Annotated in this window: 12 protein-coding genes; 8 read left to right on the top strand and 4 right to left on the bottom strand. The window is 63.1% G+C overall.

Annotated features, from left to right (window positions below; translation table 11 throughout):
- The first annotated feature begins 131 nt into the window (after positions 1-131).
- A complete protein-coding gene (locus BUA69_RS17080) occupies positions 132-815 on the top strand; it encodes a TetR/AcrR family transcriptional regulator (protein WP_046134710.1) in 684 nt (227 codons plus the stop codon).
- On the opposite strand, the gene BUA69_RS17075 is transcribed toward BUA69_RS17080, so the two are convergent.
- Both BUA69_RS17075 and BUA69_RS17070 read right to left on the bottom strand, forming a co-directional pair.
- A complete protein-coding gene (locus BUA69_RS17075) occupies positions 812-1273 on the bottom strand; it encodes a hypothetical protein (RefSeq protein ID WP_046134711.1) in 462 nt (153 codons plus the stop codon). The genes BUA69_RS17080 and BUA69_RS17075 overlap by 4 nt on opposite strands.
- Positions 1270-1632 carry a DUF6152 family protein gene (locus BUA69_RS17070; protein WP_425283931.1) on the bottom strand — a complete coding sequence of 121 codons (363 nt, stop codon included), beginning with the start codon at positions 1630-1632 and terminating at the stop codon, positions 1270-1272. Before BUA69_RS17070 ends, BUA69_RS17075 begins: the two co-directional genes overlap by 4 nt.
- Positions 1633-2586: 954 nt before the next feature.
- Between BUA69_RS17070 and BUA69_RS17065 the strand changes: the two genes are divergently transcribed.
- Positions 2587-4479 (top strand): bifunctional sugar phosphate isomerase/epimerase/4-hydroxyphenylpyruvate dioxygenase family protein, encoded by a 1893-nt coding sequence (locus BUA69_RS17065; RefSeq protein ID WP_046133889.1) that lies wholly within the window; start codon positions 2587-2589, stop codon positions 4477-4479.
- A 220-nt stretch (positions 4480-4699) separates the two neighbouring features.
- Entirely contained in the window at positions 4700-5740 is a 1041-nt protein-coding gene (locus tag BUA69_RS17060; protein ID WP_046133890.1) for a LacI family transcriptional regulator, read from the top strand.
- A 67-nt stretch (positions 5741-5807) separates the two neighbouring features.
- Here BUA69_RS17060 and BUA69_RS17055 read toward each other — a convergent pair whose 3' ends face one another.
- Both BUA69_RS17055 and BUA69_RS17050 read right to left on the bottom strand, forming a co-directional pair.
- A complete protein-coding gene (locus BUA69_RS17055; RefSeq protein WP_046133891.1) occupies positions 5808-7889 on the bottom strand; it encodes a CHASE2 domain-containing protein in 2082 nt (693 codons plus the stop codon).
- An 11-nt stretch (positions 7890-7900) separates the two neighbouring features.
- Positions 7901-8815, bottom strand: a complete 915-nt coding sequence (locus tag BUA69_RS17050) for a helix-turn-helix domain-containing protein (protein WP_046133892.1) — start codon at positions 8813-8815, stop codon at positions 7901-7903.
- A gap of 105 nt (positions 8816-8920) precedes the next feature.
- Here BUA69_RS17050 and BUA69_RS17045 point away from each other — a divergent pair, with 105 nt between their 5' ends.
- The 5 genes from BUA69_RS17045 to BUA69_RS17025 all read left to right on the top strand — a co-directional run bounded on the left by BUA69_RS17045 (position 8921) and on the right by BUA69_RS17025 (position 15329).
- Positions 8921-10195 (top strand): ABC transporter substrate-binding protein, encoded by a 1275-nt coding sequence (locus BUA69_RS17045; protein WP_046133893.1) that lies wholly within the window; start codon positions 8921-8923, stop codon positions 10193-10195.
- Between the two features lie 106 nt (positions 10196-10301).
- Positions 10302-11189, top strand: a complete 888-nt coding sequence (locus tag BUA69_RS17040) for a carbohydrate ABC transporter permease (protein WP_046133894.1) — start codon at positions 10302-10304, stop codon at positions 11187-11189.
- Between the two features lie 83 nt (positions 11190-11272).
- Positions 11273-12073: a carbohydrate ABC transporter permease gene (locus BUA69_RS17035; protein WP_046133896.1), complete on the top strand. Its 801-nt coding sequence runs from the start codon at positions 11273-11275 to the stop codon at positions 12071-12073.
- A 12-nt stretch (positions 12074-12085) separates the two neighbouring features.
- On the top strand, positions 12086-13165 hold the full coding sequence (locus BUA69_RS17030) for an ABC transporter ATP-binding protein (RefSeq protein ID WP_046133895.1): 1080 nt from the start codon (positions 12086-12088) through the stop codon (positions 13163-13165).
- Positions 13166-13319: 154 nt separating this feature from the next.
- Complete coding sequence (locus BUA69_RS17025; protein ID WP_072866608.1) at positions 13320-15329, top strand: aldo/keto reductase; 2010 nt, start codon at positions 13320-13322, stop codon at positions 15327-15329.
- Positions 15330-15677: the final 348 nt, after the last annotated feature.

The raw sequence follows: 15677 nt of genomic DNA, 5'->3' as shown, positions 1-15677 counted from the left end.
CACAAAGCCAGGACCGCCCTTGTCTTTCCCGCCCGGCACCCGATAAATGACGAACGGCGATTTTCGGCACAATGTACGAACTGGTTAGTTTAGTCAATTGCCGGACGGAATAGGGAAGGCGACTGAGCGGCATGGCCATTTCGACAACACGCAAAACCCGGCCAGACGGCACCCAGACCCGGGCGCAGGACCCTGAGGGCACGCGCCAGAACATCATCGAAGTCGCCTCGCAGGAATTCGCGCTCAATGGCCTGTCGGGGGCCCGCATCGACGAAATCGCCGCCAAGACCCGCGCCAGCAAGCGCATGATCTACTATTATTTCGGCGACAAGGAGGGCCTTTATCTGAGCGCCCTCGAGAACGCCTATCGCCAGGTGCGCGAAGGCGAAGCCAAGCTCGACATCAATGGCCTGCCGCCGCTCGAAGCCCTCAAGCGCCTCGTCGAGTTCACCTTTGACCACCACCACCAGCATGAGGACTTCATCCGCATGGTGATGGTGGAGAATATCCATCACGGCGAATATCTGGCACGCTCCGAAGTGATCCGCGACCTCAACGTCACCGCCATCGGCCATATCGGCACGCTCTATGCCAAGGGGCTCGCCGAAGGGCTGTTCCGCGAAGGCCTCGATCCGCTGGAAGTCCACTGGCAGATCAGCGCGCTCTGTTTCTTCAACGTCTCCAACCGCGCGACCTTCTCCAAGATCTTCGGCAAGGATTTTGGCTCGTCGCAAATGCAGGAAACCCTGCGCAGCAATGCCGTCGACATGGTCCTGCGCTATGTATTGCGGCCGGAAAAGCTCGCCGCGCTCTAGCCCAGAAAACCGATAAAGCGCCCGGCGACCAGCACGCTGGGCCAGAGCAGCAGCGAAGCCAGCGCCAGGACCCGCATGGGTGCGCGGTTGGGACTCAGTCGTCCCTGCAGCAGGACAAACACCCCGGCGTTGAGCAGCGCCACGGCAAGCAGCAGCAATTTCAGGCGAAACGCCGGATTGCCGACATAGTCGAGCGGCTGCACCGAAAACAGCAGCGCGCCGCTCAGCACAGCAACCAGCAAAGCCAATATCGCCACCGGCCGCAGATAGCGAACAGCCGCCGCAGCCGGCAGGCGCCGGCCAATGCCCAATATCGCCAGATCCATCAGCAGCGCACAGGTCAGCAGCGCTCCGATCGCCAGGATATGCAGGGCGTTGACCAGCGGATAGACGATGAAGGATCCACGCAGGAAACTCGCTGGCGCCGAGGCCTCAAGAGCTTCCAGCAGCCCGATCAAATCGCATCGGCTCGCGACGGATAAACATCATAGGTCGCTTCGCCGATGATGAGGCGAACGGCCTTCATCCTCGCCTCACTGGGATCGGCCGAGCGGTTGCCGATGGCTGTCACCTCGTCACCCACACTGGCCACATCCTCGGTAAACCCGGCCGCCATGGTCGGCCCCGGCGGCGCCAACTCCACTCGCCAGATGGTGCCTTCAACGTCGACATCAAGCGTAGCGTGCGGGTTACCGATATAGATGTCGGCGATGACGCCTTCGAGCTGGAAGAAGCCGGTATCGGTCCAGGACCACCCATGATGCGCCCAGGCGGGCAAGGCCAGGCCGAGACCCAATACCAGGCCGATAAGCGTCACTCTGGATCGGTTCGATGCAACGGGCACGAGCACTCTCCTTCATTGAACTCCTCAGCCGACCAGCCACCAGCCCGCGCCGGTCAACGAGCGGCATTGCCAGCATTATCGGCCTTTTGGGATTTGAGGCAAATCAACGATTGGCCCTACGCCGCGGCTCGAAGAATGGATTCCCGCCTGCGCGGGAATGACTCCGTGGAATGAAATGCCCGCAGAGCCGGACCAGCTCCTGTTAACGCGAAGTCGCCGCCCAATCTCCGTCCTGTCCACTGTCCTCTCACTCGTGCCTCGCCACCCTCTCGCGTCCGCCGCGCCCCCCCCACAAGCCACGTTGCCCCACCGGGTCATTCCCGCGCAGGCGGGAATCCATTCTTCCTGACTGCCCGCCGCGGCCCCGGGCCGACCGCCCAGCAAGTGCCGCCCAACCCGCCATGCGCCCTACGCTCAACACCCAAGAGTGGATTCCCGCCTGCGCGGGAATGACTCCGTGGAATGAAATGCTCGCACAGTCCGACGAGCTTCCACTGCCACGAAGGCACGTCCATTCCGGTCATACACCCCTGTCCTCTCGTTCGCGCCCGACACCACTCGCGTCCACCGCGCCCTACCACCCACAAGCCACGTAGCCCCCCACCGGGTCATTCCCGCGCAGGCGGGAATCCATTCTTCCTGACTGCCCGTCGCGGCCCCAGGCCCTCATCTCCGGTCACGCGTCGCCCAACCCGCCCCTCCCACCAGCTGCCAGTTCCGCCCCTCACCTGCCATCCTCCCGCCCCACCGCCGCGTTGTCTTCCACCCACCTGCCTCCGGCTCCCTGCCGCCCGCCGCCCGCCGCCCGCCCTCCTCCTGCGTTCCGGCTCCCCGCGCCCCCACCTCCCCCCATCCCAAAACCTGCCCATTGCAAATGTACTAACTAGTTCGTACTCTTTCGTTCGGGGAGCGGTTGGAGGACCATTCATGAAAACATCGATTGCCACCGTTTCGATCAGCGGCGATTTGCGGGAGAAGCTGGAGGCCATTGCCGCCGCCGGGTTCGATGGCGTCGAAATCTTCGAGAATGACTTCCTGGCATATGATCGCTCACCGCGCGAAGTCGCTGATATGGTGCGGGACCTCGGGCTGGAAATCACCCTGTTTCAGCCGTTTCGCGATTTCGAGGGCCTGCCGGAGCCGCAGCGGGCGCTGGCATTTGACCGGGCCGAGCGCAAGTTCGACCTGATGGGCGAGCTGGGCACCTCGCTGGTGCTGGTCTGCTCCACCGTGTCGCCACTGGCGCTTGGGGGTATAGATCGCGCGGCTGCCGATTTCCGCGAATTGGGCGAACGCGCCGCCAGGCGCTCCCTCCGGGTCGGCTATGAGGCTTTGGCCTGGGGCCGTCACATCAACGACCACCGAGACGCCTGGGAGATCGTGCGCCGCGCCGATCATCCCAATGTCGGCATCATTCTCGACAGCTTCCACACCCTGTCGCGGGGCATCGATGTCGCGTCGATCCGGGCCATTCCGGGCGATCGCATCTTCATCGTGCAGCTGGCCGATGCGCCGAAAATGGATATGGACCTGCTGTCCTGGAGCCGCCATTACCGCAACATGCCGGGCGAAGGTGACCTGCCGGTTACCGATTTCATGCGCGCCGTCGCTGCCACCGGCTATGTCGGTCCGCTGTCGCTGGAAGTGTTCAACGACCAGTTCCGCTCCGGCTCGCCCCGCACTATCGCTGCCGATGGCCACCGCTCGCTGGTCTATCTGATGGACCAGGTGGCCCGCCTTGAGCCGGGCATTGCCATCCCGGTGCCGGTACTGCCGCCGCGGGTCGATGTGCATGGGATCGCCTTTGTCGAGTTCGCAGCCGACGAGGCCGAGGCGCTGCAACTGGCCGCGTTGCTGCGCCAGCTGGGCTTCAAGCGCACCGGCCGCCACCGCAGCAAAAGCGTCGAACGTTTCGCGCAGGGCGATATCAATATCGTCATCAATACCGACCGCGAGGGGCTCGCCCACGCCTCCTACCTGACCCACGGCACCTCCGCCTATGCCATCGGCATGCTGGTCGACAACGCGGCGGCGACTGTCGAGCGCGCCCGCGCCCTTGGCGCGCAGGTGTTCAGCCAGCGGGTGGGCCCGGATGAGCTGGCCATCCCCGCCATTCGCGGCGTTGGTGGCGGGGTGATCTACTTCCTCGACGAGACCAGTGCGCTGGGCCGCGTCTGGGATATCGAGTTCGACGCGGCTGCCGATGACGAAGCGCTGGCCGATGCCGGACTGCGCCGCATCGACCACGTCGCGCAGACGATGAACTACGAGGAAATGCTGACCTGGATCCTGTTCTATCGCTCGATCTTTGTCGCCGACAAAAGCCCGATGGTCGATGTGGTGGATCCGTCCGGGCTGGTGCGCAGCCAGGTGATTTCCAATCCGGATGGCACGCTCCGGCTCACCATCAATGGCGCTGAAAGCCACCGCACGCTGGCGGGCCGCTTCATTGCCGAAACCTTCGGCTCCAGCGTCCAGCATCTGGCCTTTGCCAGCGATGACATCTTCAAATCGGCCAAGGCACTGGCCCGCAACAAACTGCCCTCGCTGCAGATTTCACAGAACTATTACGAGGATCTCGCTGCGCGGCTGGGGCTGGATGCCGATTTCATCGAGCGGCTGCGCGCGGCCAATATCCTTTACGACCGCGATGAGGGCGGCGAGTTCTTCCAGCTCTATTCGACCAATCTGGGCGAGGGTTTCTTCTTCGAGATCGTCGAGCGGCGTGGCCTCTATGCCGGTTACGGTGCGGTCAATGCGCCATTCCGCATTGCAGCGCAGAAGCGCTCGCTGCGGCCTGCCGCCATTCCGAGCCTCTGATCAGCGCAGCGCCGGCCGGGCCGGCGTTGCACACATGGATTCAATCCGCGACTGCTGCACGGTAGCTGCGGCCAGCCATCGTCAGATTTAATCTATATTTATCAATATCTTAGAGATTCAGCCTAAACGCGATGTCATTTTCCGCATCGTCACAAACCGTGCATATTCTTTATTCGAGTCTCAAGGTGTAGATAGTCCCTACTGGGATATCGAGGCGACCATGAGCACAGGCAAACAGAAAAGCGGCGGGGATGGACAGGCCACGCATCGGCGCGCGACGCTCAAGACCATCTCGGACCTGACCGGGCTGAGCCTGTCGACTGTGTCGCTGTCGCTGCGCGGCGGCACCACGCTCAAGGAAGAAACCCGCCGCAAGGTCGAGGAAGCGGCCCGTTCGGTTGGCTATGTGCCGGACCGCGCTGGCGTGCGTCTGCGCACCGGCAAGACCAATGTCATTGCCCTGGTGCTGGATGGCGCCGGTGATTCCATCGATTTTGCCCGCCATATGATCCAGGGCATCGGCCAGGCCATGCGCGGCACCCGCTATCACCTGACGGTGACGCCCGAGTTCGACGGCATCCAGTCGGTCGAATCCATCCGCTATATTCTGGACAACCGCACCGCCGATGGCGTCATCATCACCCACACTGCCCCGCGCGATCGCCGCGTACAGATGATGATGGAGGCCGGCTTTCCCTTTGTCAGCCACGGCCGCACCGAGTTTTTCACCCCGCACGCCTATCACGATTTCCACGCCGAGACCTTTGCCGCCAATGCCGTAGAGCGGCTATCGAGCAAGGGTTGCAAGGATATCCTGCTGGTGGTGGGCGATGACAGCACCAATAATTACCACAACATCGTCACCGCGTTTCAGCGCACCACGGCGCAACTAGGCATTGAAGGCCGCGTGCTCGAAAGCATAGCCTCGCGCGCCGGCCCGGACGAAATCCGCCGCATCGGCGAGGAACTCGCCCGCTTGCCCAAACGACCGGATGGCATCATCTGCGACAGCGAAATGCGCACCATCGCGCTGGTCGGCGGCCTGCAGGATGGCGGCCTCAAGCTCGGCCGGGATATCCAGCTGATCTACAAGCAAACCTCGGACATCCTGCCCACCCTGTTCCCCACGCTCGACAGCATCCGGGAGGATGTGTTCGCCGCCGGTGTCGAACTCACGCAATTGCTGGTTCGGCGGATTGATGGGGAAGATCCCGCGACATTGCAGACCCTGAGCGAGCCGGACCTGCACTGGCGGAGTTGATCTGCCTCCCATACCGCGCTGCCCGCGGGCTTGTGTGGTGGGAACACGGTGGGTGGGACAGACAAAGTCAGTCCTTGGCGAAATCCTCCCTCCGCCCTTCCACCGCCGCGTAAAACGCAGCCAGCCCCGGCTCCACCGCCTCCGCCACCTCCCGGCACCGCGCCAATTCGGCCGCCCCGTCCCCGGCCCGCAGTGCAGCCATCAGCGCCTCATGCGCCGCTGCCAGCGCATCAAACCCTGCCAGACCACCGCGCCCGACCAGCAGATAAACCGTCTCGCGCTCGCTCATGCCCTTGAGGGCAATGGCCCCGGCTTCCAGCATTGCCAGCTCCGGCGCTGCGGCCCGCGTTTCAGCTGTCACCAGAATATCGTAGCCAACCACCCGGCAAGCACCCTCGATGCGGCTGGCAACGTTCACCGTGTCGCCCACACATGAATAATCGAAGCGCTGCTCGAACCCCATATTGCCCACCAGCGCTGGACCGGTAGCAATACCGATACCGATATGCACCGGCGCCACGCCAAGCCGCGCATTGGCCGCGTTGTAACCCCGCAGCGCCTCGCGCATGTCGAGCGCGGCAATGCAGGCCTGCAGCGCATGCCGCTCGACATCGAGCGGCGCATTCCAGAATGCCATCACCGCATCGCCCATGAACTTGTCGATAGTGCCGAGATGCCGCGTAATCGCTGCGCCGAGCGCCGCAAACAGCGTATTGAGCAGCCGCACCAGTTCGACCGGCTCGGTGCGCTCGGCAATGGCCGAATAATTGCGCACATCGCAGAACATCACCGTCAGCTCGCGGACATCGCCGCCCAGCTTGAGCGTGTCGGCATTGTTCTCGATTTCAGCAAGCACGGCCGGTGCCACGTAATGCGCGAAGGCTCCCCTTATGCGGCGCTTGTCGGCATCGGTCACCGCAAACTGGAAGAAGGCCATCGCCGCATAAACCAGCAGTGCCCCCAGCAGCGCAAAGCTCGGATCGATCAGCAGGCCGAACTGTGAGAAGGCCAGCCAGCTCCCCGCCACGGTCAGCGCCGCAATCACCAGCGACACCAGCAAGCCGATCAGCGGTCCGGTCAGCACGATTACCAGCGTGATCGCCAGCCCGGTGACCACAAACACCGCCGCCTCCAGCCCGCCGACCCAATCGGCGCGGTTGAGATAGCGGCCGGTCAACATCTGCTCCAGCGCCTGCACATGGATGGACACCCCCGGCACCGCATCGCCCAGCGCATTGGTGCGGATATCCAGCAAGCCGCTGGCCGAGGTGCCGACAAAGACGATGTGTCCGGCAATCTGGGGCGCCAGCGCCGCATAATCGGCCGCCAACAAGGCGCGCGCCGGCACGTAAATCTCCTGCGGCAGCGGGCGATAATACAGCCAGAGATCGCCGCTCGGCCCGGTCGGCACGGTGAAGTCGCCAATGCGCAAGGCCTCGACCGTCCCTGCCCCAATGGTGTCGCCGAGGAGCACCAGCGTCGACGCCCCCTGCGCCACCCGCAGCGCCTCTACCGCCAGTGTCGGCATCAATCCAGCATCAGTCGACCACAGCAGCGGCAGGCGTCGCGCGACGCCGGAGCCGTCCCTGCCCAGGCTGGCAACGCCCAGCCCAGCAGCGGCATCGACCAACAAGGGCAATGGCATCGCTGCGCCGGACAGCACCGGCAATCGCCCCGTCGGGTCCACCCCCGTAATCGCCACCCCGGCCTTGGGCGCCACCAAGGACGCCGCGCCACCGGCATTCTCGCTCAGGCTCAACACACTCGGGCCCGCCGCCAGCGCCGCCGCAAACTCGGCGTCGTAGTCCTCGCCCCCGGCGACGATAGCCGAAGGCGACAGGCGATCCGGCTCCGGAAACAGCACGTCAAAGGCCACCACCGCCGCACCGAGTTCGGTCAGCCGCCGGGCAATCTCGGCCATGGTGCGCCGCGACCACGGCCATTGCCCGACGCTGGCGAGCGACGCCTCATCGATATCGACAATGCGAATGGGTAACTGAACGGCTTCGCGTGACTGGATCTGCTGGAAAAAATCGAAACTCGACTCGCGCGCCACCCGCAGGGGATAGGGATCGGACGCCCGCAACAGCGTCAGCAGCAGCACGATCACGGCGCCGGCGACGATGGCAGACAGACGCCGCTTCCACATCCGCTGGCCCCCTATTGGTGGCTCAATTCCCGAGGCGCTCGCTCATTGCCGGTCATGCTGGGATGCCCGCGCACATCGCGACGGAAGTCGCTGGGCGACATGCCGGCAATCTTACGAAACGACTTGTTGAAGGCGCTGAGCGAGCCGAAGCCACTTTCCATCGCCACATGCAGCACATTGGCATCATCGAGCATCAGCAAGGCCTGCGCGTAGCTCAGCCGCAGCAGGTTGACATATTCATTGATCGTCATCCCGGTGGATTTCTTGAACACGTTCATCGCGTATTTCGGATGGATGTCGGCGGCGCAGGCAATATCGGCGGAATCGATGTCCTCGCGGAAATTGTCGGCGATATAGTCGCAGATCCGCACCACGATGGGCGAGGTTTGATGGTCCATCCCGGGAGCGCCTGAGCTGGCGCTGTCCCCCGACAGCAATGAATAGGCGCCGAAGCGGATCCGCTCGATGCGCAGCAGCAGTTCGTTGACCGCGACGCCGGCCCTCATCGGGTCGCCCGAGCGCGCATATTGGTTCCAGCGGGCAAAATTGACCGGATCAGCCGCATCGGTGTCGCTGGTTACCAGGGTCGCCCCCTGCATCAGCCGCGACTGTACGTCGGTCGGCAGGCGCAGCCGGAAGAAATGGACCAATGGCAGATGTCCGCCAGCATAGATCAGGTCTTCGGATGCATCATCGAGATAATGGGGCAGTCCACCCCAGAACATGGCGAGTTCGCCCTGACGAAACTTCACCTCATGGCCGCTCATCTTGTAGTGAGCCCAGCCCCGGACAATAAAATTGACTTCAACCTGTGCATGCCAGTGCGGCGAGCGCATCAGCAGCGGCGAGGCGTGGAACATGGTCATCGCAGTCGGCAGGCGCTCTACCCCGTTGGTGCCGGGCTCGTAATATGCGCTTTTTGCCATCTTACTTTCCGCCAACTCCGCATACCGGTTGAGAGGGACGCCATGTGCCTGTCAGATAGCTTAGGAAGCGCTCAACATAAGAGCAAATGAAAAAGGGAGGACTATATGAACCGCATAGTTTCGCGCCGTGTGCGCGCGCTCGGCCTGGCCTTGACCGGCGTTAGCTTTCTCAGCGTGGCCTCCGCCATGGCTGGCGACGTCACCGTTTGGGCCTGGGATCCCAACTTCAATGGCGCCACCATGACGGAGGCTGCCGCCCGCTACACCGCGATCAATCCCGGTGCCAACATCATCATCGATGACTCGGCCAGCCAGGACGATATCCGCGCCAAGCTGCAGACCCAGCTGCTGGCCGGCAGCACCGATGGCCTGCCCGATATCGTGCTGATCCAGGATGACGTGGCGCAAAAATACCTGCAGTCGTTCCCCGGCGCGTTCGAGCCGCTGTCCGATACGATCGATATGTCGGTCTTTGCCCAGTACAAGGTCGCCGCCGCCACCCTCGACGGCAAATCCTATTCGCTGCCCTTCGATTCCGGCGTGACCGGCCTGTTCTATCGCTCCGATTATCTCGAGCAAGCCGGCTTCACCGCCGATGACCTCAAGGACATCACCTGGGACCGCCTGGTGGAAATCGGCACCACCGTGAAGGAAAAGACCGGCCACAAGCTGCTCGATCTCGATCTCAACGATACCGGCGTCATCCGCATGATGATCCAGTCGGCCGGCAAGTGGTATTTCGCCGAGGACGGGAGCCTCGACATCATCGACAACGCCCCGCTCAAGAAGGCGCTGGAAACCTACGCCAAGTTCTACCAGGCCGATCTGGTCAATCCGGTATCGAGCTGGGCCGAATATACCGGCTCGTTCACCTCGGGGAACACCGCAATGGTTCCGGTCGGCGTCTGGATCACCGGCACGATCAAGGCCAATGCCGATCAGTCCGGCCTGTGGGGCGTCGCCCCGGTTCCGCGCCTCGATATCGAAGGCTCGGTAAACGCCTCCAACCAGGGCGGCTCCAGCTGGTACGTGCTGGCATCCTCCGACAACAAGGAAGAAGCCATCGACTTCCTCAAGACCGTCTGGGGTTCGGATGTCGATTTCTATCAGCAGATCCTGGTCAACCAGGGTGCTGTCGGCTCGCTCCTCGCCGCTCGCGATGGCGAAGCCTACAAGGCCTCGGACGCGTTCTTCTCGGGCCAGCCGGTCTGGCAGGACTTCTCCACATGGCTCAGCCAGATCCCCAGCGTCGACTACGGCACCTTCACCGCCGAGGTGGATGACGCCGTCAAGGCTCAGCTCCCGGGCATCATCCAGGGCGGCGACGTGACTGCGGCGCTGCAGGCGATCAACGATCAGGCCAGTCAGCAGATGCAATAATCTGCGGGGCGGAAGCGGGTCTCGCCCCGTTTCCCGGCCGGGTGCCTTCAACGGCACCCGGCGCCCAATGGCCGTGATGACGTTGCAGCACCGGGGAGGGTGACAATTGCCACAGGCGCGACTTGATCGCAGGGAGCACATTACCGGCTGGGCCTTCATTGCCCCTGCCCTGATCCTGCTCGGACTTTTCATGATCTACCCGATCGTCTGGTCGCTCTGGATGAGCTTCCAGGTCGGCAAGGGCATGAACCTGAGCTTTGGCGGCCTCGCCAATATCGAACGCCTTACCAAGGACGCGGTGTTCCAGCGCGCCCTGGGCAATACCTTCATCTTCTTCATCGTGCAGGTCCCGATCATGATCGGGCTGGCTCTGCTGTTCGCGGTGGCGCTGAACGACAGCACCCTGCGGTTTCGCGGCCTGTTCCGCACGGCGATCTTCCTGCCCTGCGTCACCTCGCTGATCGCCTATTCCACCCTCTTCAAGTCGATGTTCGCCACCAATGGCGTGGTCAAGAACGCGCTGATGACGCTGCACCTGACGGATGGCCCCATCCCATGGCTGACCGATCCGTTCTGGGCCAAGATCCTGATCATCATCGCCATTACCTGGCGCTGGACCGGCTACAACATGATCTTCTACCTGGCGGCGTTGCAGAATATCGACCGCTCGATCTATGAGGCCGCCCGGATTGACGGTGTGCCGGCCTGGGCCCGCTTCCGCTACCTCACGATACCGATGCTGAAGCCGGTGATCCTGTTCACCACGGTGATCTCTACTATCGGCACGCTGCAGCTATTCGATGAAGTGCAGAACATCACGCAGGGCGGCCCGTCCGACGCCACGCTGACCCTGTCGCTCTACATCTACAACCTCACCTTCAAGTTCATGCCCAGCTTTGGCTATTCGGCCACCGTCTCCTGGGTGATCGTGGTGCTGGTGGGCATTCTGAGCTTCATCCAGTTCCTGATCGCGCGTGATCGGAGGTCCGCATGACTGCCACTCCGATGACCACAACCGATGCCGGCGCGGCGGCCTCCGCTCAGGCGGGCACCAGACGCTCGGGCAATCCCTTCGCCATGCTCCGCCGCGCGCTGGTCTATGTGCTGCTCTCGATTGCCGCGTTCGTTTCGGTCTTCCCGTTCTTCTGGATGATCGTGGGCACGACCAATACCTCCGCCGATATCATCCGGGGCAAGGCGAGCTTCGGCTCTGCCTTCTTCGATAATGCGGCCACCTTCTTCACCCAGGTCGATGCGCTGCGCGTATTCTGGAACTCGGCCGTCATTGCCATTGTCGGCACGGTGCTGACCCTCGCGATCTCGTCGCTGGCCGGTTACAGTTTCGAGATGTTCCGCTCCAAGGTGCGCGAGCGCATTTTCGCGCTGCTGCTGCTCCTGCTCTCCATCCCGTTCGCGGCGCTGATGGTGCCGCTCTTCGTGATGTTCGCGCAGGCCAAGCTGGTGAACACCTATGTCGCGGTAATCCTGCCCACCGTCGCCTCGATCTTCATCATCTTCTACTTCCGCCAGGCCACCAAGGCCTTCCCCAGCGAATTGCGCGACGCCGCCAAGATCGATGGACTCAAGGAGTGGCAGATCTTCCTCTATGTCTATCTGCCGGTGATGCGCTCGACCTATGCGGCCGCCACGATCATCATCTTCATGGCCAACTGGAACAATTACCTGTGGCCGCTGATCGTGCTGCAGACCGCCGAGAACAAGACCATCACCTTGATCGTTTCGGCGCTGACCTCGGCCTATACGCCCGATTACGGCATGATCCTGTTCGGCACGGTTCTCGCCACCCTGCCCACCCTCATCATTTTCTTCCTGCTCCAGCGTCGCTTCGTCGAAGGCATGCTGGGCGCGGTCAAATAAGGTGCAATTGCCATGAGCAGCGTAAAACTTCGGGGCGTGCGCAAAGCCTATGGGGCCCATGAGGTCATCAAGGGCGTCGATCTCGATGTACCCAGCAAGCAGTTCGTCGTCTTTGTCGGTCCCTCCGGTTGCGGCAAGTCCACCCTGTTGCGGATGATTGCCGGGCTTGAACACATCACCGCCGGCGATCTCGAAATCGGCGGCGAGCGGATGAACGACGTCGATCCGAGTAAGCGCGGCATCGCCATGGTGTTCCAGACCTATGCGCTCTACCCGCATATGACGGTGCGCGAGAATATGGGCTTTGCCCTGCGCTTTGCCGGGGTCGCCAAGGACCAGATCGCCCGCCAGGTGGGCGATGCCGCCCGCGTGCTGGCGCTCGAACCCCTCCTCGATCGCTATCCCAAGCAACTCTCCGGCGGCCAGCGCCAGCGTGTCGCCATCGGCCGCGCCATCGTGCGCAACCCGCAGGTGTTCCTGTTCGACGAACCGCTATCGAACCTCGATGCCGAACTGCGTGTGCATATGCGCATCGAAATCGCGCGCCTGCACAAGGAATTGCAGACCACCATCATCTACGTGACCCACGATCAGGTCGAAGCCATGACCCTGGCCGATACCATCGTCGTGCTGCGCGACGGGATCATCGAACAGGTCGGCAGTCCGCTCGATCTCTATGACGATCCGGCCAACCAGTTCGTCGCCGGCTTCATCGGCTCGCCCAAGATGAACTTCCTGGCGGGCACCATCGTCGAAAAAGCCGCAAACGGCGTCACCGTCGAGCTCACCAACCACAAGGGTACCCGGCTCACCCTGCCGGTCAGCGGTGGCGCCATGGGCGAAGCCGTCGCGCTCGGCGTGCGGGCTGAGCACTTCGGTGAACCCGGTGCCGGCGATAGCGACATCTCCCTACGCGTCGATGTCGCCGAGCATCTGGGATCGACAAGCTATGTCTATGCCAATGCCGGCGGCGAAGCGCTGGTGATCGAGCGCGAGGAGTCCCGCCACGAAATCGGCGTCGACCAGATCTCGGTCTCCATCGCCGCCGCGCAGGCCTACCTGTTCGACAGTGCCGGGAAGCGGATCCGGTAGCGAAACAACCACAGCGTCATTCCCGCGCAGGCGGGAATCCACTCTTCGGGGACCAGAATGGATCCCCGCCTGCGCGGGGATGACCCGGCGAACCATAAACACGGTCAATGACGACCCGGGCCACAAGGTCCGTCCGACTAGAGGAACACTGACAATGTCGACTTCCACCAAAATCCGCTGGGGCATTATCGGGCCGGGCAGCATTGCCAAGGCCTTCCAGGGCGGCGTTGCCAATTCAAAGCACGGCACGCTAGTCGCCATCGCCACCCGCGATCCCAACAAGCCGGGTCTGTCCACCGACTTCCCCGGCGCCCGCGTCGTGCAGGGCTATGAGGCGCTGCTCGCCGATCCCGAAGTCGATGCCGTCTATATCGCCCTGCCCCATCCCTACCATGCCGAATGGGCGATCAAGGCCGCCGAGGCGGGCAAGCATGTGCTGGTCGAAAAGCCGCTGGCGCTGTCGGCCTTCGAGATCGATGCCGTGTTCCACGCCCATCGCAAGGCCGGCACCTTTGCCGGCGAGGCCTTCATGTATCGCCTGCACCCGCAGGCAGCCAAGATCGCTGAACTGGTTCGCTCCGGCGCCATCGGCGAAGTCCGCATGATCCAGTCGAGCTTCGGTTTCTCCATGGGCAAGTTCCAGCCGCAGCATCGCCTGTTCGCCTCGGCGCTGGCCGGTGGCGGCATTCTCGACGTCGGCGGCTATCCCGTCTCGATGGCCCGCTTCATCGCCGGCACCGCCATCGGCAAGCCCTTCGCCGATCCGATCAAGGTCGCCGGCACCGCCAAGCTCAATGCCGAAGGCACCGATGACTGGGCTGCTGCCGTCCTCACCTTCGAGAATGGCATCGTCGCCCAGGTGTCCTGCGCCGTGATGATCAATCTCGACAATGTGCTGCGCATCCACGGCTCGGAAGGCCGCATCGAAGTGCCGGACTTCTGGTTCGCCGGCGGCGACCGCACCAAGGGCCTGGGCAAGATCGACGTGATCAGGAACGGCGTGACCGAGACCATCAGCGTCAACGAGGAGCGTCACGTCTATTCCTTCGAGGTCGACGCGGCCGCCGAAGCCATCTTCGCCAAGCGCCAGGAACTGGCGGCACCGGGCATGAGCTGGGCCGACAGCATCGGCAATGCCCGCGTGCTCGACAAGTGGCGCGCCGATGCCGGGATCACCTTCAGCGTCGAAACCTCAGCCAATCGGGTCAATACCCTGTCCGGCCGCAAGCTCGGTCCCAATGGCACTGCCATCCCGAAAAAACAGATCCCCGGCATCACCCAGAAGACCTCCGTCGCCGCCCTGGGCTTCGAGGATTTCCGCACCTTCTCCAGCGGCGCCATCCTGCTCGACGCCTATTTCGAAGCCGGCGGCAATCTGTTCGACACCGCCTATGTCTATGGCGCCGGCTATACCGAAAAGCTGTTCGGCGAATGGCACCGCAATCGCGGCACCCGCGAGCAATCGGTGCTGATCGGCAAGGGGGCGCATAGCCCGCTCTGCTATCCCGACATGATCGCCAAGCAGTTGACCCAGTCGCTGGATCGCCTGCAGACCGATTATGTCGACGTCTATTTCATGCACCGCGACAATCTCGATGTACCGGTGGGTGAATTCGTCGACGCCATGGATGCCGAGGTCAAGAAGGGCCGCATTCGCGGACCGTTTGGCGGCTCCAACTGGACGCGCGAGCGCATGGACGAGGCCATCGCCTATGCCGAACGCACCGGCAAGCAGAAGCCCGGCGCCCTCTCCAACAATTTCGCCCTCGCAGAAATGCAGGACGTGATCTGGGATGGCTGCGTTTCCTCCTCGGACAAAGAGTGGAAGGAATGGTTCGAGGCCCGCCAGATTCCGAACTTTGCATGGTCCAGCCAGGGCCGCGGCTTCTTCACCGACCGGGCCGGCCGCGACAAGCGCGACAATGAGGAACTGGTGCGCGTCTGGTATTCCGAAGCCAATTTCGGCCGCCGCGACCGCGCCATCGAACTGGCCAAAAAACTCGGCAAGAGCCCGATCCATGTCGCTCTCGCTTATGTCCTGGCCCAGCCCTTCCCCGTCGTCCCCCTCATCGGCCCCCGCACCCTGCAGGAACTGGACGACAGCATCAAAGCGTTCGACATCCAGCTGAGCCCCGAGGATGTGAAGCGGCTTGAAAACGGCTAGTTCACTTCGCCCACCCACCGCCGTCATCCCGGCGAAAGCCGGGATCCAGTTTCCTAACTGCACCCAAACTGGCCCCCGGCTTTCGCCGGGGTGACGCCGAGTGTGTTGCGGCGTCATCGCCCCCCAAAACCGCCCCCGCAGTCTGCGTCCCCTCCCCCTCGAGGGGGAGGGTCAGGGTGGGGGTGCTGCAGTTCCATCTCCCCATCCATGCAGCCCGGTGAGGGTTGGCAGAACAGGACAAACACAAAACTTATCCCCCTCCCACCACACCTCCCGCATACTCACCCCCATTCCCGCACTTCTACTGCGCGGTCGCGACGAACGGTCGGTGCGGGGAATGCCGGTGGG

It is taken from the genome of Devosia limi DSM 17137, assembly GCF_900128975.1.
Classification (GTDB): Bacteria; Pseudomonadota; Alphaproteobacteria; order Rhizobiales; family Devosiaceae; genus Devosia; species Devosia limi.
Note: the sequence above shows the minus strand (reverse complement) of the source record. Positions and strands in the feature narration are given on the sequence as shown.